Origin of the sequence: Comamonas sp. SCN 65-56 (genome assembly GCF_001724135.1) — a bacterium.
Taxonomy (GTDB): Bacteria; Pseudomonadota; Gammaproteobacteria; order Burkholderiales; family Burkholderiaceae_C; genus Comamonas_C.
Genome location: NZ_MEDS01000025.1, coordinates 92,336 through 116,813, shown reverse-complemented (window position 1 = coordinate 116,813; position 24,478 = coordinate 92,336). Strand labels below are relative to the sequence as shown.

Below are 24,478 nucleotides of genomic sequence, written 5' to 3'. Positions count from 1 at the left end.
GCCGCGCAAGACGCCGGATACCCGCCCAAGGGTGCATATCTCCGGCTTTTCGCGCCGCGCGTGCAGGTTAGCATTCGGCAACAAGGCGTCCTGGGGGCGTCTGCGCACCGGATGGAACGCACGCATGGCCGCACAGAGCAACACCCTGAACCTTGACGACGAAGCCGATCTGCTGATCAACATGCACTTGGCCGACGAGGCCGATCGCAGCCAGAACCTCGTCGCCGCGCTGACCCAATACACCTCGGCACTCGCCATCGATCCGCAGCGTGCCGACATCTGGGCGCGGGTGGGGCGCATCTACATCAAGATGGACAACTTCGCGCAGGCCTTGCCGGCGCTCGAGACGGCGCTGGCGCTGCAGCCCAACCTGCTGGAAGCCCAGCACGCGCTGGCGTTCACCTACTACAGCCTGGGCCAGCGCGAACGCGCCTGCGAGCTCATCGACCAGGTCGCCAGGCGCAGCCAGCAAAGCTATATCTGGGCCATGCGCGCCTACATCCGCGCGCACACCGACCGCGATCCGATGAACGCGCTGCAGGTCTACCGCGACTGGGGCCGGCGCTTTGCCGACCCGCTCACGCGCAAGGCCAGGCCGCTCGTGGTGCGCAATCGTGATCCGCGCAAGCGCCTGAAGGTGGGCTATGTCACGGCCGACTTTCGCGAGCATTCCATCGCCTTCTTCATGCGGCCGGTGCTTGAGCACCACAACCCGGACAACGTGGAAATCCATGTGTATTCCAGCGGTCGGCACGACGCCTATACCGCTGAGCTGCAGCGCTTCGTGGCGCATTGGCACGACGTCATCAAAGTCAGCGATGAGGACCTGTGCACGCAGATCCGCGCCGATGGAATCGATATCCTGGTAGATCTCTCCGGCCATACCGCAGGCCACCGCCTGCTCACCTTTGCGCGCCGCGCCGCGCCGGTGCAGGTCACCTGGCTGGGCTTCATGTTGCCGCTGGGCATGAAGGCGATGGACTACCGCATCGTCGACTACGGGATTGCTCCAGCCGGGCATGAAAAGTATTACGACGAGACGCTGTTTCGCGTCGCTGGCATGGCCAGCTACGCGCCGCCCGCCTACGCACCGTTGTGCGAAGAGCCACCGCTGCTCAAGAACGGCTATCCCACACTGATATCACTCAACAGCTCGGCCAAAATCACCGATGCCATGCTGCGCCTGTGGGCGCGCATCCTGCATGCGCGTACCGACGCGCGCCTGGTCATCATGGTCAAGGAGCGCACCGCCGAGGCCGCGCAAGCCAACATGCAGCCCCGCGTGGAGGCTGCGGGCATGCCGCTCGAGCGCGTGTTCGTGATGCATCAGCAGCCGCTCAACCAGTTCATGGAACTAGGCCATGTGGCCGATGTGGCTTTGGATACATCCCCCGTCTCCGGTGGCACCACCACGCTGCATGCGCTGTGGATGGGCCTGCCCATCGTCTCCCTCAATGCCGAGCGCGGTGTGGATGCCTCCACCGCCCGCATGCTCCAAGGCCTGGGCTGGCCCGAATGGGTGGCACCTGATGAAGACTGCTACGTGCAGCGCGCCCTGGCCTTCATGGACGACCCCGATCGCCTGAGCGCCCTGCGCTATGCAACCCGCGCGCAGCTGCAGCGCAGCGTGCTCATGGACTATGCCGCGCGTACCGGCGAGCTGGAAGTAGCCTACCGCCTGATGTGGCTTAACTACCTGCGCGGCAACCGCCAAAGCCGCAGCGTGGCAGACGATCTGTCAGCGCAGCTCGCAGCCGTGGAAGCCCCCGAGTGAGCGCCGCCGTGCCAGAGTGGATCCCCCTGCTGGTGCCCGACATGCCCAGCCCCGAGGAGCTGCTGCCCTATCTGCAGCGCATGCACGCGGCGCACCAGTATTCGAACTTCGGCCCGCTGGTGCTGGAGCTGGAAGCCGCCTTCGCCCGCCGCTTTGCCTTGCCGCAAAGCCAGCTCACCACCGTAGCCAACGCCACGCTCGGACTGGAGCTGGTGCTGCAGGCGCTGGGCCTGCCCCCGGGCGCACGCGTGCTGATCCCGGCCTTCACCTTCGTTGCCACCGCTACCGCCGTGGTGCGCGCAGGCGCCATTCCGGTGCTGGCCGACGTGGACGCGCACAGCTGGCTGCTCACACCCGCCATTGCCCGCGATGCCTGCCAGCGCACCCGCATCGACGCCGTGCTGCCCGTGGCCGCCTTCGGCATGCCGCACGACATGGCAGCGTGGCAGCAGTTCGAGCAGGGCAGCGGCCTGCCCGTGGTGATCGACGCCGCTGCAGCGTATGGCAGCCAGTGGTTGCAGGGGACCGGCGGCACGCTGGTCTTCAGCCTGCACACCACCAAAAGCCTGCCTGCCGGCGAGGGCGGTCTGGTCGTCTCCACCCGCCCGGGCCTGGCCGAGCGCGTGCGCCAGCTCTCCAATTTCGGCATCAACCTGAACCCCGCCGCCAGCGTACCCCCGGGCGCTCTGGCCAGCGTGGGCAGCAACGCCAAGATGAGCGAATACCACGCCGCGATTGGCCTGGTGTCACTTTCAAAATGGGAGTGTGGTGCGCAAGCCAGGCAAGCGCTTGAGGCTGATTTGATTCAAATATTGAACGCCGCCAGCGGCGCGCGCCTGCGCTGGCAAACCCCGGCCTGCGACGCACCCTTGATGGCCCCCACCACCCTCTGCGCCCGCCTGCCCGACGCCGCCACGCGCAACGCCCTGGAAGCCGCCTGCGCCCAGGCACGGCTCATGACGCGGCGCTGGTACCAGCCGCTGCTCAGCCAAATGCAGGCGCTGCCCGGCGACACGGTGCGCCTGCCCACGCCCTGCGCGGAGGATTTGGCGCAGACACTGCTGGGGCTGCCGTTTTTTGCGGGGATGGCCCAGGGGCAGCGTGAGCGGGTGCGGGCGGTGGTGGAAGCGGTTTTTTGATGATGATGATTCCCGATCAGAAGTCAGGGGGTTCTGCTGGCGAGGACGGTCATCAAGGCGATCAATCTGACGTTGCTTTGCTGGCGCAAAGATTAAGGTGCCAAGGGTTAGTGTCCGCGCCCACGGTACGCCGGTAGACGCCGACGAAGCCCGCCTGCATCAACTCGGCGGTTAACGTCTTTTGCGTGTAACCCCATCGGTGGGCATCCTCTCGATCACCTCCGCGCGCTACGTCGCGCCAACCCCAGAAGCCGGCGAATGCGTGCTGCTCTTGGTCAGGCAAGACACTGTGGGTTAGCCCCAGAAGCTGCCGTGCGTGGAATTCGATGTCCGGCACGATGACATTGACCGTGCCACCAGGCTCCAGCAGTGCAAGCCAATGCTGGAGTGTTCTTCGTGCATTTTCAGGGTCGAGGTGTTCGAGCATGTGCCGTGAGTAAATGAAACCGACGGTGCCACCCGCCACCCCGGCAATGCCCCATGCCGGTGCTACCAGATCGGTGGCAGGGGTAGGGCGGCAATCGATATTGATGAACCCGTCCAGGCGCAGATCCGCGCACCCGACGTGAAGTTTGAGAGACTGTGTTGAATCGCCTTTCACGACAGCCCTTCAAGGAATTCTCTTGCGGCAGGCAAAGATGATGAATTGCCGCTCGGCGCCGTTGTGCAGTTGCATCCGCGTGGGGTCCGCCAGCGGCACGGGTTGGCCCTGGGCGTTGAAGGAGTAAACGTCCTGCCCGGCCCATTCGAGCAGTTCCAGCCCATGTGCATCGATCAACGCCTTGGCTTCTTCCAAGAGGTAGTGCCGGTAATGAAAGTGGAAAAGATGGGAAAACTTCGCATGCGGGAGATGAGTTTCGCAAGGTGTGGAGAAGAACAACAAGCCGCCGGGTTTGAGGCTGGCCGCCAGCATGGCGAAGAACGCCTCGCCCTGCTCCACATGCTCCACCGATTCGAGCGAGACGGCGAAATCAAAAGCTTGGCTTGGCAGGCTGAAGGGGTAGCGCGCCTGGGCGAACAGGGTGTTGGGCGTGCGATAGTGCTGCTCGGCCAGGCGGATGGCGTCGGTCGAGCCATCAATGCCCAGCACATGCCGGGACGTGGACAGAAGATGGGTGCCGTAGCCGTTGCCGCAAAACACATCTACCCCATGACCCTTCTCGGGCAGGCGCGCATGGGCCCACTCATAGCGATAGCGGTGGTCGGCGCGGATGTCCTCATAGCGCGTGGCCACCTGGCGCTCGCCCGAGTTCAGGCTGAAATCGTGGTCATCAGATGGGGCGCTAGCCCAGCCTTGGCCAGCTTGGCGCTCCAGAGCCTCCAGGCGTTGCCGCAGCCCCGCCCCGCCACCGCGCATGACGGTTTCGTAGGGCAAAGTGCGTTCCCAGGTCAAGACCTTGGAATAGTCCCACCATTGATCGATGGTTTGGCGTGCATGGTGGTGCGCCAGTTCGGGGAGGGCAGCCAATCGGGGAGCCGACCGTTCCGGAGCCAGTAACTGGTGCCAGAAAGAGGGTGCCAGCAGCGACTGAAAATGAATTTGCTGGTAAGCATTCCCGTTGTCGTTGTCGTTGTCGTTGTCGTTGTCTGCCAGGGGCACGTAGGGGCGATACAGCATGTGTGCCGTCTTGCCGAACCAGACAGCTTCCTGCAGCAATCCGGAGGAAATCCCCACCAGCGCCACATCTTCTTCGCTGCTCAGAATCTGGTAGGCATTTTGTTGGCAGAGCTCGGGCGTTTGCCCCGTGATGTGGTGCAGCAGCGCCCGTTCCGCTTGAGCGGCCTCCAGCGCAAAAGGATGCCCCTTGTGCAGCAGGCGGCGTCCTCGGCTCACTTGAAGCAGCCGGTCAGCGAAATCGTCGGCGCGCAGCGATCGCCCATCGGGCGCGAGCAATGATGCGTCATAAGGTGCCTGTCCTGCAAAAAGCAGACAGCCATCCAACGCTTCGAAGGTGAAACCGCGCTCGCTTTCCAGCCGTGCTTTGTGCAGGCGCACATTGGCGCCCAGGATGGCTGCCTCCAGGCGCAGCTCCTCGTCGAGCACGATATGGCCACCGATGCGCTGTCGAATATCCCTCCGACTCGATCGCAGCGCGATGTAGAGATCTCGGCCAAAGCGCAAAGGGGAGGCGCGCAAGTCCAGAAAATCCGCTCCCTGTTCCGCGCAGGCCTGCATCAGCCACGGCGGCATTTCAAAAGACAACAGCAGACAACCTGCCGGGATGTGCACAAAAAGGTAATCAATGGCTCGGCGTGGCAACTGGTGGTAGCAGCAGGACCAGTGCCGCTGCCGCTCGTGGGCATCTTCAAAGGAGCGGGCCGTGATTCCCGCCAGTGCGCGGAACTCGATCAGGTCAAACCCCGACATCAACCCGTGTGGCCTCTTGCCGCCAGGTGGATAGCCCATGTCGATGCCCGCACCTTGCCGGATCGACTCGCGCATCAGATCAAAAAAAGCGTCGGGAAAGGTGCGTACGCCACGCAGCAGGTCAGGCAAACAAACGATATTCATAGTGAATGCGCGCGGATCAAGACAAGCGGATGACGAAATTTTCAGGCGGGCGGCATGGCTTGCAGGTATGCACGTTGAAAGTGCGCCACCCGGTCCTCGATGCCGATACCTAGCACCGCTGTGCGCGTGGCCTGCTCCAGGCCGGCCTGCACCCTTCGGCAGATGCCGCAGTCCTCGGCGAAAACCCGCCGGGTGAAGGCATGGCCATCGGCATAAATGCGCTCGATCATCTTGGCACCGACTGCCGTGCTGTTGGCGAACTGCACGCCCACCGTGCGCGAATGCACGCGGGTGCGGTTCGTGGCGACGGGGTCAAACCGCTGAATATGGAAGCTGTAGCCCATGAACGATGTCACCGTGAGATTGGGAAAGATCATGCGGTGCGTGTAGTGCTCGAATCGCCACGGCCACTGCCCGATCTTGCGTTCGGCACTGGTAAATCGCCGGATCCAATCGGGGTCGGCAGCATGCTCCAGATAGCTGTGCCGTGGGTCATCCAGAAAAAAGACCGGGGCTTGTTCTTCGCGGCTCATGCCGTCGATCTGCCCGAAGGTGCGGGTATGCACGGCGGGCACGTGATAGCCCTCCAGCGAGTTCTCGATCACCACCTTCCAGTTGGCGTGGACTTCTTCCTGGAATTCATCCTGCACGCTGTGCATGCCAGCGCTGGCGCGTTCAAGGAACGCATATTGGTTGCCCAAATAGGCGCGCAAGCTGGGGCCTTCGGCGGCCAGGCGCACGAAGATGGACTGCCCCACGGCTTCGCAGGCAAATTCGGTCAGGCGGAATTTTTCCGGGGACGCCGTGACCTGTGGGAAAGCCTGCCGGCAGGGAATGCCTGTCGGCATGCCTTCCTGGTCAAAGACCCAACTGTGGTAGGGGCAGCGCACTGGCCCGGCATGCACTCCAGGCTCGCACAACTGGGCTTGGCGGTGGGTGCAGACATTCAGGAAGGCGCGCGGCCGTCCCTGTTTGTCGCGCTGCAAAAGTAGCTCGGTATCCCCTAGTCGCACGCCGTAATGCGCTTTTGCTTCGAGTTCTAGCAGGAGGCCGGCGAAGAGCCAGCTGGTGTGAAACAACGTTTGCGATTCACGCAGGTGGTGTTCTGGTGCGCGATAGGCCTCTGGATTGACACGGTGGGTGGAATCAGTCATGCAGCAGTATCAATAGGATGCCAGTCTTTGCGGGGCGTGGCGTACAGGATGGTGTCGAAGTGGTAGCCGAGATGGTGGCGCAGATACAGGGTGTATCCGGGTGCCAGATCATCCAGCGTTTGTGCGATGTCAAGAATATCGGTGGCGTAGTGGTAAGCCGCGATGGCCAGGCGCGGGCGATGTTGTTGCAGTAATCGCTGCGACCCACGCAGTGCGCGTGACTCGAAACCTTCGACGTCAAATTTCATGAAGCTGGCTTTTTCCACCCAGTCGTCCACAGGAACGCATTGCACGCTGACCGCTCCTTGTTCAGACATATGGCTGCTGACGGTGCCGGTTTGGTGAAAACGCAGCGTTTGCGCTTTTTCAGCCACTGCGCATGGGTGTGGGTAAAAACGCTCCAACGGCCACGGCGTCGGCTGCGCCAACACGGCAAAATTTTCTGAATCAGGCTCGAACGCATGCAAACTGGCATAGCGTCAAGAAGTGATGCCCAGCAGCTTGTGTAGCACTGTGCCGCGGTGGGCCCCGCAATCGACGAAGTGCTCTTGGTGCCCGAGGATGAAGGTGTTGCTGTCTGCATTTCCGAAATATTCATCACGGCCGTCAAGGCGAATGTCAGCAGCCCAGTTCCGGTCATGCTCCAGGCGCTGCAGAAGCACGGCATACAGGGTTTCTCGGCTCCGATCATCTGCGAGGCGCTGCGCGAATTTCAGCCAGTCATCGGCCCGCGCGATGGTGCGGGCTCGATACGTGCGTACGCTCTCGTAGACCCCTACGGTATCGAAGTAGGCCTGCGCCTGGAGAAGATCGCGCAATTCGATGCCTGCACGCTCTGTGAGCGCCTTGAAATACCCTGTGCTGTAGGACGATTGGGTGAAATCAATGGCGACTACGTCGGCAGGAAGCCTCTTGGCGCGCTCCAGCAATTGTGCTGAGGTGATGACGGGTATGCCTTCAATGTGCGAAGCCGTGCAGTAGTCATCCACCGCCCATTCAAAGCGGGCTCCAGCTTGCACAAGGGGCTTCAGTTTGCTCAGTCCCAAGGACGAATTCGGTCCTAGGGCGATGAATGATCGAGCAGCGATATCGGCGGGGCTGATGGGTTCCGCAGAGCGCTCAAGCGATGCGATGAGGGGTGCAAGGAGGCTCATGGAGTTGTCGATACCGGAGTTGTATTAACGAAAAGAAAAGCGACGCGCCGGATTGCCCAACACCGTGATGCCGTCAGGAATACGGCCGATGACCGCACTCCCCGCCGCCACGGTGACACCATCGCCAATCACGGCGCCGCTGGTAACAACGCAATTGGGATGGATGGTGACGAAGTCGCCAATGTGGGCGCCGCCCGCAATGGAGCAGTGGCTGTTGATCTGGCACCAGTTGCCTACGCGCGCATCGTGGCCCACCACGGTGTATTCCTGCAGGTGGCTGAATTCCCCGATCTGCACGTCGACGGAAAGGCTGACGCGCGGCCCGATGATGCAGCCGTGGCGCATGCGGGCGTGCCGATTGATGTGCGCGCTCGGATGAGCCACCGTTGCGAAGTCCGCGTGGTGCACGTCGCGTAGTGTGGCGGTGTACTTGAAGCGCTGCCGCGGATCGCCAAGGGCGGCGAGGAAGACCTCGTCGGGCGCCGGTTCATAGGTCAAGGGGTCGCCGACGATGGGGGTATCGCGCGGCGTGGCGTCCAGCGCGTGGGCTCGGCTATCGAGGAAACCCTTGACGCGAAACAGCGGGTTGTCGTCTTCGATGTAGCTCAACACCTCGCGCCCGAACCCTCCGGCACCAACGATCAAGGCCCAACGGCGAGTGTCCGACATGTTGGCCTAGCTTATGGTGAGCCCGCCATCCATCACCAGCGTGGTTCCGGTGATCCAGCGACTGGCGTCCGACAGCATGAAGATGGCCGCATGGGCCACGTCTTGCGGTTTGCCGAACCCCAGCGGGTAGTTGCTGCGCTCTTGCTCCATCGAGCCGATCATGGTGGCCGTGGCATCGAGCAGTGGCGTTTCGACCAGCGCCGGTGAGAGGCAATTGGCGCGGATGCGCCGCTTGACTACTTCCATGGCCAGGCAGCGCACCATGGCCAGCAGTGCGGCCTTGGTGCCCGAGTAGGCGGCAACGCCGGGGACGCCGATGTGTGCCGCGATGCTGGCGATGAACACCATGGAACCATCCGTGGCCACCAGGTTGCGCTTGAGCAGGGCTTGCGTCAGCAGCATGGGCGCGTCCACGTTGATCGCTTGCACTTCTCGCAGGTGTTGCTCTGTGATCATGCGCACCGGGCTCAGGCGTGAGATGCCTGCGCTGTGCACCACGCCATCGAGTGGCGCCTGACCTGCGGCGGCTACCAAGGCATCGCGCCCTCGTGCTTGGGTCAAATCAGCCTGTACGGCCAGGTGCGCGCGTGCGGAGATGGTTTGCAATTGCGCCAGGGTGTGTGCCAGGCGCTCGCTATCCCGTCCGGTGACGATCAGTTCAGCGCCCATGTGGGCGCAGGTGATGGCGATGGTTTTGCCCAAGCCAGAGGTCGATCCAGTCACCAGAATGCGTTTGCCTTGGAGCGAGAACGGGTTTTTGAATACATCAGTCATTTTTTGCTCTGACGCCCGCGTAATATGCGCAGAATGCTACTTTTTTGGAGTTGTGGCAGAAGAAATTTTCGCGGCGCCATACCATGCAGCTCACGCCTCCAGCATCGCCGGAAAGCGTGCGCCTTCGATATCCAGGACCACCGAACCCCACGACAGCCCGATGCCGAAACCGCTGAGCAGCAGCTTGTGCCTGCCTTGCGCCAAGGTGTCATGCAGCCGAGCCGTCATGGTGATGGGCAGCGAGGCACCGCTGGTGTTGCCCAGGTCGTGCAAGGTGCTGGGTACTTTTTCTGGCGGCAGCTGCAGCTTTTTGCGGATGGTCTCGTTGATCATCCGGTTGGCCTGGTGGAAGACGAAATAATCGATCGCGTCCTTCTCCAGCCCGGTGTACTCCAGCAGACGCTGCACGGCAGGCGGTACGCGTTGCGTGGAAAAGCTCAGCACGGCCGGGCCATCGAGGATCAAGTCGCCGGGCATGACGGTGTTTCCGTGTTCGTCGCGCGAGGGGATGGCGTGGCGGATGCTGTAGGGCTCGCGGTGCCCGCCTGCCGGCAGCATGATGGCGCGCTGGCCGCTGCCGTCGCTGTTCAAATCAAAGTACATCGGCGGCGCGCTGGCGTCGAATTCCAGCGCGGTGGCAGTGCCCGCGTCGGAAAACAAAGGGTCTTTCACGTTCGCGCATTTATCGCCCACCAGCAGCAGCGCCTTCTTCACCCCGCCGGCGCTGATCATGCTGCCCAGCAGGTGCAGGCCGAACGGGTAGCCCGAGCAGCCCAGGTTCACGTCAAAGGCAATCGTCGAATGCGCCAGCCCCAGGCGGTCCTGCACGATGATGGCGGTGGCCGGGGTCAGGTAATCGGGCGATTGGGTGACGACGATCAGTGCGTCGATCTCCTCGCGCTGCCACTGCAGCTCCTCCAGCAGCTTTTCAGTGGCGACGCAGGCCAGGTCTGAGAAGGTCTGCCATTCGGGGCAGATGCGCCGGGTCTGGATGCCGATGTTGCGCACCAGGCGCTCGCGCTCGGAGCGCTGCGAGGGCGGGCAGTCGCGCAGGTTGTCGAGCACGCGGTGCGGCACGCAGCTGGCAATGCCGGCAAAGCGCACGTGGTGCAGCGTGGAAAGTGCCATGGTGCGTCTCCCGAAGTGGTCAACCAAGCAGCCGGTGCAGGTCGGCGATGGTGGTGCAGGCCTTGATGTCGTCGCCGGTGATGGTTTTGCCGAATTCCACGTCAAACATCACGATGACGCCCAGCGCGGCGAGCGAATCCCATTCGGGCAGGCTGCGCAGTTCCGTGTCGGCGGTGACTTCGACGGGCTCCTGAAAGTCCACGGCGGTCTGGAATTGATCGATGAAATCAGCGATGGCGATTGTCATGGTGTGCGCTAGGTGCTATGGAAAATGAAAAAAGCCGTTCTGTCGCCATGATAGACGCCAGAACGGCCGAGGCCTTGGAAAAACCTTGCAGAGGGCTGCTCAGCGCTGCAGCAACTGCAGTACCTGCTGCGGTATGGCGTTGGCCTGGGCCACCATGGCGGTGCCGGCCTGCTGCAGGATCTGCGTGCGGCTGAGGTTGGCGGTTTCCTTGGCGAAGTCGGCGTCGATGATGCGCCCGCGCGAAGCCGCCAGGTTTTCCACCTGGATATCGATGTTGTTCACCGCGTTTTCAAACCGGCTTTGCAGCGCGCCCAGTTCTGCGCGCGCGCCGTTGACCTGGTCGATGGCGCTGTCGATCTTCTTGAGCGCGATCCAGGCGTCTTTCTGGGTGGCGATGGTCAGCTGGTCTATGCCCTTGATGTCGGTGCCGGTGGCTGGGCTCAGCATGGCGTTCATTGCCGCATCGGTCAGACCGGTGGACGCAGCCTGGAAGCCGGTGAAGGTGACGGCTTCCGGCATGGGCGGGGTCGCACCGTCCAGCTTGGACGACATGAATTCAATCTTGTAGCTGCCGTCCGGGTTCTTGGTCATGAAGGCCGTCACCCCGGTATCGGCGGATTTGTTGTTGATGGCCGCCACCACATCACCCAGGCGCTGCACGCCTGAGCCGGCGGGGCGGATTTCGCCGATATCCACCGCCGGGGCGCTGCCGACTTGAATGGTGAGCGAGCCGGCGTCGATCTTGGCGGCGAAGGTACTGACCGTGGCATCGGTGGCATCTACCGCCGGCAGCGAGCCGGTAGAAAACATGATGTTGGACAGGCCGGCGGCGCGTGTGTCGGTGAGTGCGCCGACGGTGACGTTGTCGCCAGAATTGGCGCCCACCTGGAAGACTGCGCCGATGAAGCTGCCATCGAGAATCTTCTGGCCGTTGAAGGTGGTCTGCTTGGCCACGCGGTCGATTTCGTCGCTGAGTTGCTTGACTTCGGCCTGCAGGGCCTTGCGGTCATCGGCGCTGTTGGTGGCGTTGCTCGATTGCACCGCCAGTTCACGCATGCGCTGCAGCATGTCGCCGATCTTGCCCAGCGAGCCTTCGGCCGTCTGCGCCAGCGAGATGCCGTCGTTGGCGTTGCGCGAGGCCATGGTCAGGCCCTTGATCTGGGTGTTCATGCGCTCGGCGATGGCCAGGCCGGCTGCGTCGTCCTTGGCGCTGTTGACCCGCAGGCCCGAGGACAGGCGCTGCATGGAAACGGCCAGCGACGCGCTCGACAGGCTCAGGTTGCGCTGGGCGTTGAGCGATGGGACGTTGGTGTTGATAGTGGCAGCCATGTCGGGAAACCTCCACGTTGATTGGGCTTGTTCATCGCCGAAATCCCGGGTTGGGGGACGGTCGAGCAATCGGCAAGCCCGGCGATGGAGGTGATTCTTCCCAATTGCCGCTGTGCCATAAGGGGGAAAAAAGCCGGGAACGGGCGCTATCTCGGCGGTTCTGAAGGCGGCCCGCAAGGCAGGGCCGACAAAATTTGTTTCAAAACCCTCAAGTTCCCCGGCACCGCCCCGATAACCCTGATAACAAATTCGCGTGAATTTGTCGGTAGCCGGGCTCAGCCGGTGCAAGCAATCGAGGCGCTGGACCGCCTCTCAAGGAGTGAGATCATGGCAATGACCATCAATACCAACGTCGCATCGCTCACGGCCCAGCGCAACCTGGGTCTTTCCGGGGCTTCGTTGTCCATATCCATGCAGCGCATTTCGTCGGGCTTGCGCGTCAACAGCGCCAAGGACGACGCGGCCGGCTTGGCGATTGCCGAGCGCATGACGACGCAGATCCGCGGTTTCACCGTCGCCTCACGCAATGCCAACGACGGCATCTCGCTGGCGCAGACGGCTGAAGGTGCGCTGGGCAAGGTGGGCGACATGCTGCAGCGCATGCGTGAACTGGCGGTGCAGGCGAGCAACGCCACCAACAGCAAGGCCGACCGCGAGGCGCTGCAGGCGGAAGTCAAGCAGATGACCAACGAAATCGACCGCGTGGCGAAATCGACCACATTCAATGGTCAAAAAATCCTGGATGGCTCTTTTGCAGGTGCGCTGTTCCAGGTGGGCGCCAATGCGGGCGACAACATTACCGTCGGCGCGCTTGCGGATACCCGCACCAGCGGGTTGTCCAGTGTTTCCTATGCCGAAGGTTCAGTGGCAAGTATTGACACTGCGGCAGCGGGTTTCACGGGCTACAACACGGAAATCGCCGCCAATACGCTGACCATCACGACAACGGGCTCCGCCGGTACGACGGTCGATCTGGGTGTCATCAAGGCGGCCGGCTCGACGACCGAGCGCTTGGGGCAAGTGGTGTCGGCGATCAACAACAAGTCTGCCGATACCGGGGTGACGGCCTTCCTGACCAAGAACGACGATGGCACTTACAAGCTGGAGTTGATGTCATCGAAGGTGGATGCGACCACCGGCAATGCGGACGTGCCGGCGCTCGCTGGCTTCACGGTAGCCAATTCTGGTTTCGCCACCCCCACCTTGGCCGCGAAGAACAGCCAGAAGGGCATCGATACCCTGACGGTCGATACGCAAAAGGATGCTTGGGTAGCGCTCAAGAAGATCGACAAGGCGATCGACCAGGTGAACACCGCCCGTGCTGACTTGGGTGCCTTGCAAAGCCGCTTCGAGAACTCGGTGAACAACATCGACATCATGGTCGAGAACGTGTCCGCCTCGCGGGGTCGCATCACGGATGCCGACTTCGCCAAGGAAACCGCGAACCTGAGCCGCTCGCAGATCCTGCAGCAGGCCGGCACCGCGATGGTGGCGCAGGCCAACCAGCTGCCGCAGCAAGTGCTCTCGCTGCTGCGGTAAGCAAATCGGGCAGGAGGCCGCCTTGGGCGGTAAGCCAAAGCCGGGCAGCAATGCCCGGCGCTCAAAGCGGCTTCAGGCAATGCCTGAGGCTGCTTTTTGTGCTTTTGGCGGCAGGCTTTGCCGCCACAATGGCGGGCGGTGGCACACACTGCCGCATGCGCGAGTCGCAAGGAGTCTGACATGGCAACGATTTCATCCATAGGCGTGGGCAGCGGGCTCGACGTGCAGGGCATCATCTCCAAGATGGTGGATCTGGAGAAGCAGCCGCTCGCGGGCCTGCAGGCCAAGCAGGCGGGCATCCAGGCGCAGGTGTCCACCTATGCGCAGATCAAGTCGCTCACCAGCAAACTCTCCGATGCAGTCTCCAAGCTGACGCTGGACAGCGGCTGGAATGCGCTGGCCGCCAAGTCCAGCAGCGATGCGGTCAGCATGACGGTATCTGGTCTGGCGCAGGCGGCCAGCTATGACATCGGCGTGAGCCAGCTGGCACGCGCCCAGACTTCGGTGAGCGACGCGTTCACGCCTGGCGCCAAGCTGACCGCGGCCGGCACCCTGCAGCTCACGCCCCAGGGTGGCACCGCCATCAGCATTGCCTATACGGGCGACGACACGCTGGAATCGCTGGCCGGCAAGATTAACGATGCGGTGGGCAGCGTAACCGCCACCATCATGCGCGATGCCACGGGCGAACGGCTGATGTTGCGTTCCAAGACCACCGGGGCCGATGCCGCCTTCACGGTGACTGGCGACCTGAATTTCACCGCGAGCCAGACGGCGCAGAACGCCCGGATCACCGTCAATGGCGTGGCCACGGAATCGAGCACCAACAGCTTTGACAGCGTGCTGCCGGGTCTGAAGATTGCCGTCAGCCAGGTGACGACCACGGATGCGCATGTGAGCGTGGCCGCCGATACGGCCGCCACGCGCAAGAACATCCAGGCTTTCGTGGATGCCTACAACGAGCTCAATGGCTTGCTGGCGGATTCGACCAAGTACGACGCCGATACCAAAACCGCCGGTTTGCTGCAGGGAGATTCCGCCACGGTGGGCTTGCAGAATGCGCTGCGCATGCTCACCATGGGCACGGCGGGCAATGCCAGCGGCAGTCTCAAGCGCCTGGCGGACGTGGGCATACAGATGCAGGCCGGCGGCAAGCTCACGGTGGATGACACCAAGCTGAGCAAGGCATTGCAGGAATCTCCGGACGACCTCAAATCGCTGTTTGCCGCCAAGGCGTCGTCCGATGGCTCCGGCGGCGGCATCGCGGTGAATTTCAAGCAGTACACCAGCCAGCTGCTGGCGTTTGATGGCACGCTCAACAGCAAGAGCGATTCGCTGGCCTCGCGCATCAAGTCCAACCAGAGCGACCAGGACAAGGTCAACGAGCGTGCCAGCGTGCTGCAGGCGCGCCTCACGCGCCAGTATTCGGCGCTGGATACGCAGATGGCGGCGCTGCAGTCGCTCAGTACCTACATGCAGCAACAGGTGGCCAATTGGAACAAGAAGACTTGAGGGTGCGAACGTGGGGTTTGCACTTCAGTTTCGGGAGCGTTTGCCGAAAAGATAAGGCAAGACGTTGACTACCAAGGATGGCCGATATGTACACCCCCACGAGCTCCCGCGCCGCCAATGCCTACCGCCAGGTGGGCGTGCAATCGGCGGTCACCGACGCCACGCCGCACACGCTGGTGCAGATGCTGTTCGACGGTCTGATGCAGCGCCTGCAGGCGGCGCGCGGCGATTTGCAGCGTGGCGACGTGCAGGCCAAAGGGCTGCATTTGGGGCAGGCCGTGCAGATCATGGGCGAGGGGCTGAAGGCGTCGCTCAACACCGAGCAGGGCGGAGAGCTGGCGCAGAATCTGAACGCCTTGTACGACTACTGCATTCGCCAGCTGACCCTGGCCAATTTGCACAACGACGTCAAGCCGGTCGAGGAAGTCATCGCGCTCATCGAGCCGGTGGCCCGCGGCTGGAAGGAAATCGGTACCTCCGGCCAGGCCGCGGAGGGCTGAGTGATGGAGCAGTCCTTGATCGATCTCTACCGCGCCATTGAAGACAGCAGCGCCGCCATGCTGGCTGCCGCATCCCGCGAGGATTGGGGCGGTGTGATGCACCATGAGGGCACCTGCGCCGTGCTCATCGAGCAGTTGCGCAGCAGCGCGCAAGGCCATCGACTGGCGCCACAGCTGCGCAAGGAGAAGGCCCGCATCATGCGGCGCATTCTGGACAACGATGCGCAGATCCGCATCCTGGCCGAGCCTTGGCTTGCCAGCCTGGATCCGCTGCTGCAGGGGCGACCGCAGTTCGTGCACTGACGCGTGCCGCCGGCGGGGTCAGTGATAATGCCCCGCGCCCGGCGGCTCTCTTGATTGGGCTGCTTTGTCAAGCCTGATCGCGCGTTTGCAGCACGCGGCGACCTGACACAATCCACGCACCATGTTCATCATCATCGGCTACGTTGTCGTCTTCGGAAGCGTGTTTGGCGTTTTCGTCGCGCATGGCGGCAACATCCATGTGTTGCTGGAGGCGTTGCCGTTCGAGATGATCACGATCGGCGGCGCTGCGTTCGGCGCCTTCGTGGTGAACAACCAGACCAAGGTGCTCAAGGCCACGCTGTCGGCCCTGCCCAAGCTCTTCAAGGGCAGCAAATACACCAAGGCACGCTACCTTGAGCTGCTGGCAATGCTCTACGAGATCTTGCAGAAGGCGCGCAAGGAAGGGCTGATGGCGATCGAGGCGGATGTGGAAGAACCGGAAAAATCCGAGCTGTTCAAAAAATTCCCCTCGGTAGGCACGGACCACCATGTGCTCGAATTCACCACCGACTACCTGCGCATGATGGTCTCGGGCAACCTCAATGCGCATGAGATCGAGGCCTTGATGGACAGCGAAATCGAAACCCACCACCAGGAGGCGCATGGCCCGGTGGCGGCGCTCACGCGCCTGGCGGGCGCGCTGCCGGCCTTCGGTATCGTGGCGGCGGTGCTGGGCGTGGTCAATACCATGGGTTCGGTGGGGCAGCCGCCGGCCGTGCTGGGCGGCATGATCGCCTCGGCGCTGGTGGGTACCTTTCTGGGCATTTTCCTGGCCTACGCCGTGGCCGAGCCGCTGGCGGGGCTGCTGGAGCAGCGCAACGAAGATGCGAGCAAGGAGTTCCTGTGCATCAAATCGACGCTGCTGGCGAGCATGCAGGGCTACAACCCGGCGACGGCGATCGAGTTTGGCCGCAAGGTGCTTTTCTCCGATGTGCGCCCGAGTTTCAATGAGCTCGAGCAGCACGTGAAGGGCAAGAAGTAGGCGTCGGGCTTGCTTCGGCATGGCTGTTATGGCTGACAAGCTGCAACCCATCATCATCAAGCGCGTCAAGAAGGGCGGGCACGGCGCGCATGGCGGCGCGTGGAAGATCGCCTACGCCGACTTCGTGACGGCCATGATGGCCTTCTTCCTGCTGATGTGGCTGCTGGGCTCCACCGCCAAGGGCGATCTGCAGGGGATTGCCGAATATTTCGCATCGCCCATGAAGGTGGCGATGCAGGGGGGGGACGGCGCTGGCAACAGCTCCAGCGTGATCCAGGGCGGCGGCACCGATCTGGCCCGGGTGTACGGCCAGATGAAACGCAGCGAAAGCGATGCGAGCAAGGGCCATTCCAGCCAGCAGCAAAAGCAGACACAAAGCATCGAGGCGCAGCGCGCCGAGCGCGCCCGCGTTGACGCGCAGCGCATCAAGGAATTGCAGGGCAAGCTCGAATCCGTCATCACGCAGGACATGGCGCTCAAGGAATACCGCTCGCAGATTCGCATCGACGTGACGCCCGATGGCCTGCAGGTGCAGATCGTCGATGACCAGAACCGACCGATGTTCGACAGCGGCAGCGCGTTGGTCAAGAACTACATGCGCAGCATCCTGCGCGCCATCGGCGGGGCGCTGGGCGGAGTGGAAAACCACGTCAGCATTGCCGGTCATACCGACTCCACGCCGTACGGCAATGGCGATCGCGGTTACAGCAACTGGGAGCTGTCGGCCGACCGCGCCAATGCCTCGCGCCGCGAGCTGGTGGCCGGTGGCATGCCCGACAGCAAGCTGGTGCGCGTGGTCGGTCTGGCGTCCAGCGATCCGCTGGAGCCGCAGGACCCGCGCGCGGCATCCAACCGGCGCATCACGATCACCGTGCTCACCAAGGAGGCGGAAGAGCGCCTGATGAGCCGCGACTTGCCAACGATCACCGTGCCTGCCGAACCTGAAGACAAAAAGCCCGACAATTTGGTCAAGGCTGCGCCCGGGTAAGCGCTTGGCGCGTGCTCCGGTTGCAATGACAATCGTATTCACCTGTTTTTCGACCGAAAGGGTCTCTTGTGTCTTCACCCCTTCGTTTTCTGATCGTTGACGATTTTTCGACCATGCGCCGCATCGTGCGCAATCTGCTCAAGGAGAGCGGATTCACCGAGGCCGATGAGGCCGAAGACGGCGTGGTCGCGCTGCAAAAATTGCGTACCACCAAGTTCGATTTCGTCGTCTCGGACATCAACATGCCGAACATGAACGGCTTTCAGCTGCTGGGCGAGATCAAGAAGGACGACGCCTTGAAGCACTTGCCGGTGCTGATGGTGACGGCCGAGGCGCGCAAGGAAGACATCGTGGCCGCGGCGCAGGGCGGAGCGGCGGGTTATATCGTCAAGCCCTTCACCAAGGCCACACTGGAAGAGAAAGTCACGCTCATTCTGAAAAAGCTGGGGCTTGCCGCATGAGTGAGGATGAACCCAGGGCCGATCCACCCGCTGCCGAGGCCGACGACGTTCACACCCGCATAGGCCAGCTCACACGCCAGCTGCACACGGCGCTGACCGAGCTCGGCTACGCCAACCAGCTGCGCGGCACCATGGGTGAGCTGCCGGATGCGCAAAGCCGCCTTTCCTACATCTCGCGCCTGACCGGGCAGGCGGCAGAAAAGGTGCTGGGCCGCGTGGAGATGGCCAAGAACATCCGCGACCAGGTGGCCGATGACGGTGCGCGGGTGCTCAAGTCCCTGGTGGCCGATCCGGTGGCCGTGGTGGCCAGGGGCGAGGTCTACAACTTCCTCGTGGACCTGGGCAAGGCGGGGGACGCGCTGGATTCGCACCTGACGGAAATCATGATGGCCCAGGATTTCCATGACCTGACGGGCCAGGTCATCGCCCGCGTGGTGACGCTGGCGGCAACGATTGAAGAGCAGCTGTTGCATCTGGTGGTGCAGACGGCGCCGCCAGGCAACGTGCCGGTGCCCGCAACGCCCCAGGCGCCTGCGGCATTGCAAGGTCCGGTGGTGGACCCGGCACAGACGGCAGACGTAGTGACCGACCAGTCGCAGGTGGACGATCTGCTGGCCAGCCTCGGTTTTTGAGTTGTTGAGATGAAAATACGGCTTTGCGCAGGATGGACAAGCGCAAGCAGCTATCAATTTGCTGTTTTCCGCAGCACGGTCTTCCTGCTGAATAGCGGCGCACTCCACCCCCTGTTCGCGCTTTAGTCCTTCGCGCTTGTTCCGACAATGGGCTGACCTGAAAGCAGGCCAGTCATGGACTCCAGCGAAGACAAACAACTACCGGCAACGGAGCGCAGGCTCCAGAAAGCGCGCGAAGACGGGCAGGCCCCGCGTTCGCAGGAGTTGTCGCACCTGGCGGTCCTGGGCGTGCTGGGGCTCATCCTCTGGACCTTCTTCCCGACGATGATCGATGCCCTGTTGCGCGAGATGGTGCGCCAGTTCACTTTTGATGCCGCCACCGTCCAGGTGCCGGCCAGCATGCTGGCGCGGCTGCAGCCCATGCTGCTGGCGGGTCTGGTGATCAGCCTGATCCTGGCGCTGCTGGCGGCGGTGGCGGCTGTCGCTGCCAGCCTGGGCTCGGGCGGATGGATCTGGAGCCTGAAGGCGCTGCAGCCGCAATTCAGTCGATTGAGCCCGTTGCAAGGTGCCAAGAACCTGGTGTCCGGGCAGAAGATGGCCAACCTCGGCAAGATGCTGTTGCTGGCCACGGTGCTGGTCTGGGCGGCGTGGAAGTACATGGCCGGCAGCGCCGAGAGAATGGCGCAGCTGGTGCTGCAGCCCAGTGCGCCGTCGCTGCGCGAGGCGGGCGAGTGGATGGGCACCGGCCTGGCACTGCTGCTGCTGGTGGTCTTTCTGTTTGCCGTGGTGGACGTGCCGCTGCAGCAGTACCTGCACAAATCGCGCCTGAAGATGAGCCACGAGGAAGTCAAGCAGGAGCACAAGGATTCCGACGGCAATCCGCTGATCAAGCGGCGTATTCGCCAGAAGCAGCGCGAGGTGGCGGAGCGCGCCAGCGTGCGGCGCGTGCCCGAGGCGGATTTTGTCGTGATGAACCCGACGCACTATGCGGTGGCGCTGCGCTATGACGATTCCACCATGAGCGCGCCGCAGGTGATTTCCAAGGGAACGGATCTGGTGGCCTTTCGCATCCGCGATCTGGCCAATGAACACAAGGTGCCGGTGCTGCGCTCGCCCATGCTGGCGCGGGCGCTGTACGCGCATGCGGATCTGGAACAGCCCATCCCGGCCCAGCTCTACACCGCGGTGGCGCAGGTGCTGGCCTATGTGTACCGGCTCAAGGCGGCGCTGCGCGGCGAGGCGCGCATGCCCGACACCGAGCCCATCCCGGATGCTCACATTCCACCCGAGCTCGATCCCCATTCGCCCCTGGCGCAAGGTAGCGCACGATGAGCCCTTCGATCCAATCCGTCCGTACCTGGGCCGGCGACAACCGGTCCGCGCTGCAGGGGCTGTCCATCCCCGTGCTGGTGGTGGCCATCCTGGCGCTGATGGTGCTGCCCTTCCCGGCGTGGCTGCTCGATACCTTCTTCACCTTCAACATCGCCGTGGCGCTGATGGTGATGATGGTGGCAGCCTACATGATCAAGCCGCTGGATTTTGCGGCATTCCCGGCGGTGCTCTTGCTGACCACCCTGATGCGGCTGTCGCTCAACGTGGCGTCGACCCGGGTGGTGCTGCTCGATGGCCACACCGGCCCGGGCGCGGCCGGCGCGGTGATCGAGGCCTTCGGCCACTTCCTGATCGGCGGCAATTTCGCCGTCGGCCTGATCGTGTTTGCCATCCTCGTGGTGATCAACTTCGTCGTCGTGACCAAGGGCGCGGAGCGCATCGCCGAGGTGTCGGCGCGCTTCACGCTGGATGCCATGCCGGGCAAGCAGATGGCGGTGGATGCGGATCTGAACAGCGGCCTGATCGACGAGAAAACCGCCAAGCAGCGGCGCATCGATATCCAGGATGAGGCCAATTTCTTTGGTGCGATGGATGGTGCGAGCAAGTTCGTGCGCGGCGATGCGATTGCCGGCATCCTGATCCTCATCATCAACATCATCGGCGGCTTTGCCATCGGCATGCTGTCGCATGGCCTCTCCGCGAGCCAGGCGGCCAACAGCTACATCCTGCTGGCGGTGGGCGATGCACTGGTGGCGCAGATTCCGGGCCTCTTGATCTCCGTGGCGGCGGCGATGGTGGTTTCGCGCGTGGGTGCGCGCGACGACGATGTGGGCAAGCAGATCCTGCAGCAGGTCTTCATGTCGCCGCGTGTGCTGGGCATGGCCGGCGGCATTCTGGTGCTGCTGGGGCTGATCCCGGGGATGCCGCATGCGGTGTTCCTCATCATCGGCAGTGGCCTGGGCTGGATCGCCTGGATGCTGTTGCAGCGCCAGAAGAAGCCGGCGGCCGAGGAAGCGGCGCCAGCGCCCGTGAGCGATGGCGAGGCGAGCTGGGACGATCTGCAGCCCGTCGATCTGCTGGGCCTGGAGCTGGGCTATCGCCTGATCGCGCTGGTGGACAAGAACCGCCAGGGCGACCTGCTCACGCGCATCAAGGGCGTGCGGCGCAAGTTTGCGCAGGAGGTGGGCTTTCTGCCGCCGGCAGTGCATGTGCGCGACAACCTGGAGCTCAAGCCCAGCGGCTACCGCATCCTGCTGCGCGGCGTGGTAGTGGGCGAGGGCGAGGCCTTTCCCGGCATGTTTCTGGCGATCAACCCCGGTGGCATCAGCACGCCGCTGATCGGTACCGCGACCACCGACCCGGCCTTCGGTCTGCCCGCGCACTGGATCGATGCGGCGCAGAAGGAAGCGGCGCAAATGGCGGGCTTTACCGTGGTTGATTCGGAAACCGTGATGGCCACCCATTTGTCACACTTGATGCAGGTGCAGGCGGCGCGGCTTCTGAGCCGCACCGAGACACAGCAACTGGTCGAACACGTGATGCGTCTCGCGCCCAAACTGATTGAAGAAGTGGTGCCCAAGATGGTCTCGATCACGACGTTCCAGAAAGTGCTGCAGCTCTTGCTGGAAGAGGCCGTGCACATCCGCGACATCCGCACCATCATCGAAACCCTGGCCGAATTCGCCGGCAGCACGCAGGACCCGGCGGAGCTGGTCAGGCAGGTGCGCATCGCCCTGGCGCCCGCCATCGTGCAGCAGATTTACGGTCCGACCAACGAGCTCAGCGTGATCGCCATCGAACCCGGCCTGGAGCATCTGCTGGTGCAGGCGCTGGCGGGCAGCAATGGCCCGGCGCTGGACCCCGGCGTGGCCGACCTGCTGACGCACAAGGCGGCCGAAGTCGCCAACAAGCAGGAAGAGCTGGGCATCCCCGCCTGCCTGCTGGTGCCCGATGCGATCCGCAGCACGATTGCCCGGCTGGTGCGCCGCATGGCACCGCGCCTGCAGGTGCTCTCGCACAGCGAAATTCCTGAATCCCACACCATCCGCATTGGTCCCGTCCTCAAAGGAGCAACTTCATGAACATCCAGCGTTTTCACGCCCCCACCGCGCGCGAGGCCCTGGCGAAGGCACGCATGACCTTTGGCGATGGCACGCTCATCCTCTCCAACCGACCGGTCGACGGCGGCGTGGAAGTGGTGGCTACGGCAGAAGACACCTTGCCGGAAGCACAAAGCCAGATGCAGGCGCGCCTGCAGCCGGTGAGCGCGCCGCCATCGCAGCCGCGCGGGCGCCTGCAGGAGCGCGCCGATGATTTCGCGGCGAGCCCGCTGCGCAGCCAGCACGCCTCGGAAGGCCTGGTGCGCAGCTCGGTGGCCAAGGACACGGAAAAGCTGGCGATGAGCACGCTCTCGTTCCAGGACTATGTGCGCGAGCGTATGCTGCGTCGTCGGCATGAGGCGCTGCACGGCGGCGCTGCGCCAGCGGGTGCTGAAGCGGCAGCAGCGTCGGCCCCGGCCGCTACTGTGCGACGCAGTGAGACTGCGCAGCCGCTGTCCGAGCGCGCGCTGCCAACGCCCGCGCCGCGGCGCAGTGCACCAGCCTCCAGCGCACCCACGCTGGCCGCAGGGGTGGGCCAGCAGCACCTGATGCAGGAGCTGCAGGCGATGAAAGACCTGATCGAGGACCGCTTCAATACCCTGGCGTGGCTGGGGCAGGCGAGGCAGAACCCGATTCAATCCAGTCTGATGCTCAAGCTGATCCGCTCCGGCTATTCGCCCGCGCTGTCGCGTGCGGTGCTGGAGCACCTGCCCGACAACCTGCCGGCAGCCAATGCGCTGCACTGGCTGATGGCGGTGCTCGAGCGCAATCTCAAGACGGACGCGTTGCAGCTGCCGCTGTACGAAGAGGGCGGCATCTACGCGCTGGTGGGCGCGACCGGCGTGGGCAAAACCACCACTGCTGCCAAGTTGGCGGCGCTGTGCGCCCGCGTGCACGGGCCCGGCAGCGTCGGCCTGATCACGCTCGATACCTACCGCGTGGGCGCGCACGAACAGCTGCGCTCGTATGGCCGCATGCTGGGCGTGGTGGCGCACCTGGCGCATGACCGCGCGGCGCTGCAGGATTTGCTGGGTTTGCTGTCGTCCAAGAAGATGGTGCTGATCGACACCACCGGCATCGCCCCGCGCGATCCGCGCCGCCAGGAGATGCTGCAGCTGCTGGACCTGCCAGGCATCCGCCGACTGTTGGTGCTCAACGCCTGCAACCACGGCGATACCTTTGACGATGTGCTGGCCGGCTTCAAGACCACGGGCGCGCAGCAGGCCTTGCTTTCCAAGATCGACGAGGCGGTGAAGCTGGGGCCGGCGATCGATGCGCTGATTCGCCACCAGATGGTGCTGCGCGGCGTGACCAATGGCCAGCGCGTGCCCGAGGACTGGCAGGCTGCCGATGCGAATCAGCTGGTGGCCGCGTCCATGCGCAGCACGGTCAAGTCGGCGTTCGACCCCAAGGACATCGAACTCAACTACTTTTTCACCCAGGCGCCGGTGGCGCTGACGGCAGACACGGAGCTGGCGAGTGTTGCCTGAGATTCACCAGGGCGCAGGGTTGCTCGGCTTTGCCGCCGGGCAGGGGCCTCGTCTGCTGCCGGTGCTCAGCCATCCCGAGGCGACGATGGAGCTGGAAGTGCTGTGGCAATTGGCGATGCAGTTGCAGCAGCAGGGCTATCCGGTGCTGGTGCTGGATGCCACGGCAGAAGAACAGGCGCAGGAGCCGGGCCTTGCGCCGTGGCTGGCACGCCAGGCATCCCCGCGATCCGACGACATGGGTATGCCGACCGTGGTGCCTGCCGCGCGCGGGCTGGCGCAGCTGATGGATGGGGAAGGCGCCGCGGCGGTGCAGGCGCTGGCGGATGTCGTCCACCCGTTTGCGGTGGTGCTGCTGTATGCGACGGCGCCTACCGTTGCCGCACTGATGCGTGACCAAGCCGTGACCCCGCTCATCATTGCCACGCCGGGTGAGGCGGCGCTGCTGCGCAGTTATTCGCTGCTCAAGCAGATGGCGGCCTGCAGTTCCCTGCCGTGCACGGTGGCCGTGGTGCAGGCGCCGGGCAGCCGGCGCGACGGTGGCGAGCGGGTGTTGCAGGCGCTGCGCCGAGGCAGTGCGCAGTGGCTCGGCACCCGTTTGCGCGGGGGGGTGGTGAACGCAGGTGACGAGGCAGAGCTCGGTGCGCTGGCGCTGCAGCTGCTGGAAAACGCCTGCACCATGGCTGGCCGGGAGGTCGGCACGGCGCCGGCGTACAGCCCGGGCGCAACGCGCTACCATCTTGGCCAGCCGCATTGAATTTTT

The 24,478-nt window shown here is 63.7% G+C and carries 24 protein-coding genes; 14 read left to right on the top strand and 10 right to left on the bottom strand.

Features of this window, described 5'->3' with window-relative positions; translation table 11 throughout:
- The first annotated feature begins 124 nt into the window (after positions 1-124).
- Positions 125-1,774 carry a tetratricopeptide repeat protein gene (locus ABS45_RS13445; RefSeq protein ID WP_291556197.1) on the top strand — a complete coding sequence of 550 codons (1,650 nt, stop codon included), beginning with the start codon at positions 125-127 and terminating at the stop codon, positions 1,772-1,774.
- Positions 1,775-1,782: 8 nt separating this feature from the next.
- Complete coding sequence (locus ABS45_RS13440) at positions 1,783-2,913, top strand: DegT/DnrJ/EryC1/StrS family aminotransferase (protein WP_291556195.1); 1,131 nt, start codon at positions 1,783-1,785, stop codon at positions 2,911-2,913.
- Positions 2,914-2,974: 61 nt separating this feature from the next.
- On the opposite strand, the gene ABS45_RS13435 is transcribed toward ABS45_RS13440, so the two are convergent.
- The 10 genes from ABS45_RS13435 to ABS45_RS13390 form a co-directional block, all read right to left on the bottom strand.
- On the bottom strand, positions 2,975-3,514 hold the full coding sequence (locus tag ABS45_RS13435; protein ID WP_291556193.1) for a methyltransferase domain-containing protein: 540 nt from the start codon (positions 3,512-3,514) through the stop codon (positions 2,975-2,977).
- A 9-nt stretch (positions 3,515-3,523) separates the two neighbouring features.
- A complete protein-coding gene (locus ABS45_RS13430; RefSeq protein ID WP_291556190.1) occupies positions 3,524-5,410 on the bottom strand; it encodes a class I SAM-dependent methyltransferase in 1,887 nt (628 codons plus the stop codon).
- Between the two features lie 56 nt (positions 5,411-5,466).
- Positions 5,467-6,579, bottom strand: coding sequence for an aromatic ring-hydroxylating dioxygenase subunit alpha (locus ABS45_RS13425; protein WP_291556188.1), 1,113 nt, complete (start codon positions 6,577-6,579; stop codon positions 5,467-5,469).
- Positions 6,576-7,046: an FkbM family methyltransferase gene (locus tag ABS45_RS13420; RefSeq protein ID WP_291556186.1), complete on the bottom strand. Its 471-nt coding sequence runs from the start codon at positions 7,044-7,046 to the stop codon at positions 6,576-6,578. The genes ABS45_RS13425 and ABS45_RS13420 overlap by 4 nt, the downstream gene beginning before the upstream one ends.
- 12 nt (positions 7,047-7,058) lie before the next feature.
- A complete protein-coding gene (locus tag ABS45_RS13415; RefSeq protein WP_291556184.1) occupies positions 7,059-7,733 on the bottom strand; it encodes a hypothetical protein in 675 nt (224 codons plus the stop codon).
- Between the two features lie 24 nt (positions 7,734-7,757).
- Positions 7,758-8,402: a NeuD/PglB/VioB family sugar acetyltransferase gene (locus tag ABS45_RS13410; protein ID WP_291556182.1), complete on the bottom strand. Its 645-nt coding sequence runs from the start codon at positions 8,400-8,402 to the stop codon at positions 7,758-7,760.
- Positions 8,403-8,408: 6 nt separating this feature from the next.
- Positions 8,409-9,176, bottom strand: coding sequence for an SDR family oxidoreductase (locus ABS45_RS13405; protein WP_291556180.1), 768 nt, complete (start codon positions 9,174-9,176; stop codon positions 8,409-8,411).
- A gap of 90 nt (positions 9,177-9,266) precedes the next feature.
- Positions 9,267-10,304, bottom strand: a complete 1,038-nt coding sequence (locus ABS45_RS13400; protein WP_291556178.1) for a ketoacyl-ACP synthase III — start codon at positions 10,302-10,304, stop codon at positions 9,267-9,269.
- A gap of 19 nt (positions 10,305-10,323) precedes the next feature.
- Entirely contained in the window at positions 10,324-10,551 is a 228-nt protein-coding gene (locus tag ABS45_RS13395) for an acyl carrier protein (RefSeq protein ID WP_291556176.1), read from the bottom strand.
- Between the two features lie 99 nt (positions 10,552-10,650).
- Positions 10,651-11,880, bottom strand: coding sequence for a flagellin (locus ABS45_RS13390; protein ID WP_291556174.1), 1,230 nt, complete (start codon positions 11,878-11,880; stop codon positions 10,651-10,653).
- A 327-nt stretch (positions 11,881-12,207) separates the two neighbouring features.
- On the opposite strand from ABS45_RS13390, the gene ABS45_RS13385 reads away from it, so the two are divergent.
- The 12 genes from ABS45_RS13385 to ABS45_RS13330 all read left to right on the top strand — a co-directional run bounded on the left by ABS45_RS13385 (position 12,208) and on the right by ABS45_RS13330 (position 24,472).
- On the top strand, positions 12,208-13,419 hold the full coding sequence (locus ABS45_RS13385) for a flagellin (protein WP_291556172.1): 1,212 nt from the start codon (positions 12,208-12,210) through the stop codon (positions 13,417-13,419).
- A gap of 180 nt (positions 13,420-13,599) precedes the next feature.
- Positions 13,600-14,931, top strand: a complete 1,332-nt coding sequence (gene fliD, locus ABS45_RS13380) for a flagellar filament capping protein FliD (RefSeq protein WP_291556170.1) — start codon at positions 13,600-13,602, stop codon at positions 14,929-14,931.
- 86 nt (positions 14,932-15,017) lie between these two features.
- Positions 15,018-15,431, top strand: coding sequence for a flagellar export chaperone FliS (gene fliS / locus ABS45_RS13375; RefSeq protein ID WP_291556168.1), 414 nt, complete (start codon positions 15,018-15,020; stop codon positions 15,429-15,431).
- 3 nt (positions 15,432-15,434) lie between these two features.
- The gene (locus ABS45_RS13370; protein WP_291556167.1) at positions 15,435-15,734 is read left to right on the top strand and encodes a flagellar protein FliT; all 300 of its coding nucleotides are present in this window, start codon (positions 15,435-15,437) and stop codon (positions 15,732-15,734) included.
- 121 nt (positions 15,735-15,855) lie between these two features.
- Positions 15,856-16,716: a flagellar motor stator protein MotA gene (motA, locus tag ABS45_RS13365; protein WP_291556165.1), complete on the top strand. Its 861-nt coding sequence runs from the start codon at positions 15,856-15,858 to the stop codon at positions 16,714-16,716.
- A gap of 28 nt (positions 16,717-16,744) precedes the next feature.
- Positions 16,745-17,704 carry a flagellar motor protein MotB gene (gene motB / locus ABS45_RS13360; protein WP_291556164.1) on the top strand — a complete coding sequence of 320 codons (960 nt, stop codon included), beginning with the start codon at positions 16,745-16,747 and terminating at the stop codon, positions 17,702-17,704.
- Between the two features lie 68 nt (positions 17,705-17,772).
- Positions 17,773-18,165 carry a chemotaxis response regulator CheY gene (cheY, locus tag ABS45_RS13355; protein WP_291556162.1) on the top strand — a complete coding sequence of 131 codons (393 nt, stop codon included), beginning with the start codon at positions 17,773-17,775 and terminating at the stop codon, positions 18,163-18,165.
- The gene (locus ABS45_RS13350; protein WP_291556160.1) at positions 18,162-18,797 is read left to right on the top strand and encodes a protein phosphatase CheZ; all 636 of its coding nucleotides are present in this window, start codon (positions 18,162-18,164) and stop codon (positions 18,795-18,797) included. Before cheY ends, ABS45_RS13350 begins: the two co-directional genes overlap by 4 nt.
- Positions 18,798-18,971: 174 nt before the next feature.
- Positions 18,972-20,129, top strand: coding sequence for an EscU/YscU/HrcU family type III secretion system export apparatus switch protein (locus ABS45_RS13345; RefSeq protein WP_291556158.1), 1,158 nt, complete (start codon positions 18,972-18,974; stop codon positions 20,127-20,129).
- Positions 20,126-22,210, top strand: a complete 2,085-nt coding sequence (gene flhA, locus ABS45_RS13340) for a flagellar biosynthesis protein FlhA (protein WP_291556155.1) — start codon at positions 20,126-20,128, stop codon at positions 22,208-22,210. Before ABS45_RS13345 ends, flhA begins: the two co-directional genes overlap by 4 nt.
- A complete protein-coding gene (flhF, locus tag ABS45_RS13335) occupies positions 22,207-23,718 on the top strand; it encodes a flagellar biosynthesis protein FlhF (protein ID WP_291556153.1) in 1,512 nt (503 codons plus the stop codon). The genes flhA and flhF overlap by 4 nt, the downstream gene beginning before the upstream one ends.
- The gene (locus ABS45_RS13330) at positions 23,711-24,472 is read left to right on the top strand and encodes a hypothetical protein (protein WP_291556152.1); all 762 of its coding nucleotides are present in this window, start codon (positions 23,711-23,713) and stop codon (positions 24,470-24,472) included. Before flhF ends, ABS45_RS13330 begins: the two co-directional genes overlap by 8 nt.
- Positions 24,473-24,478: the final 6 nt, after the last annotated feature.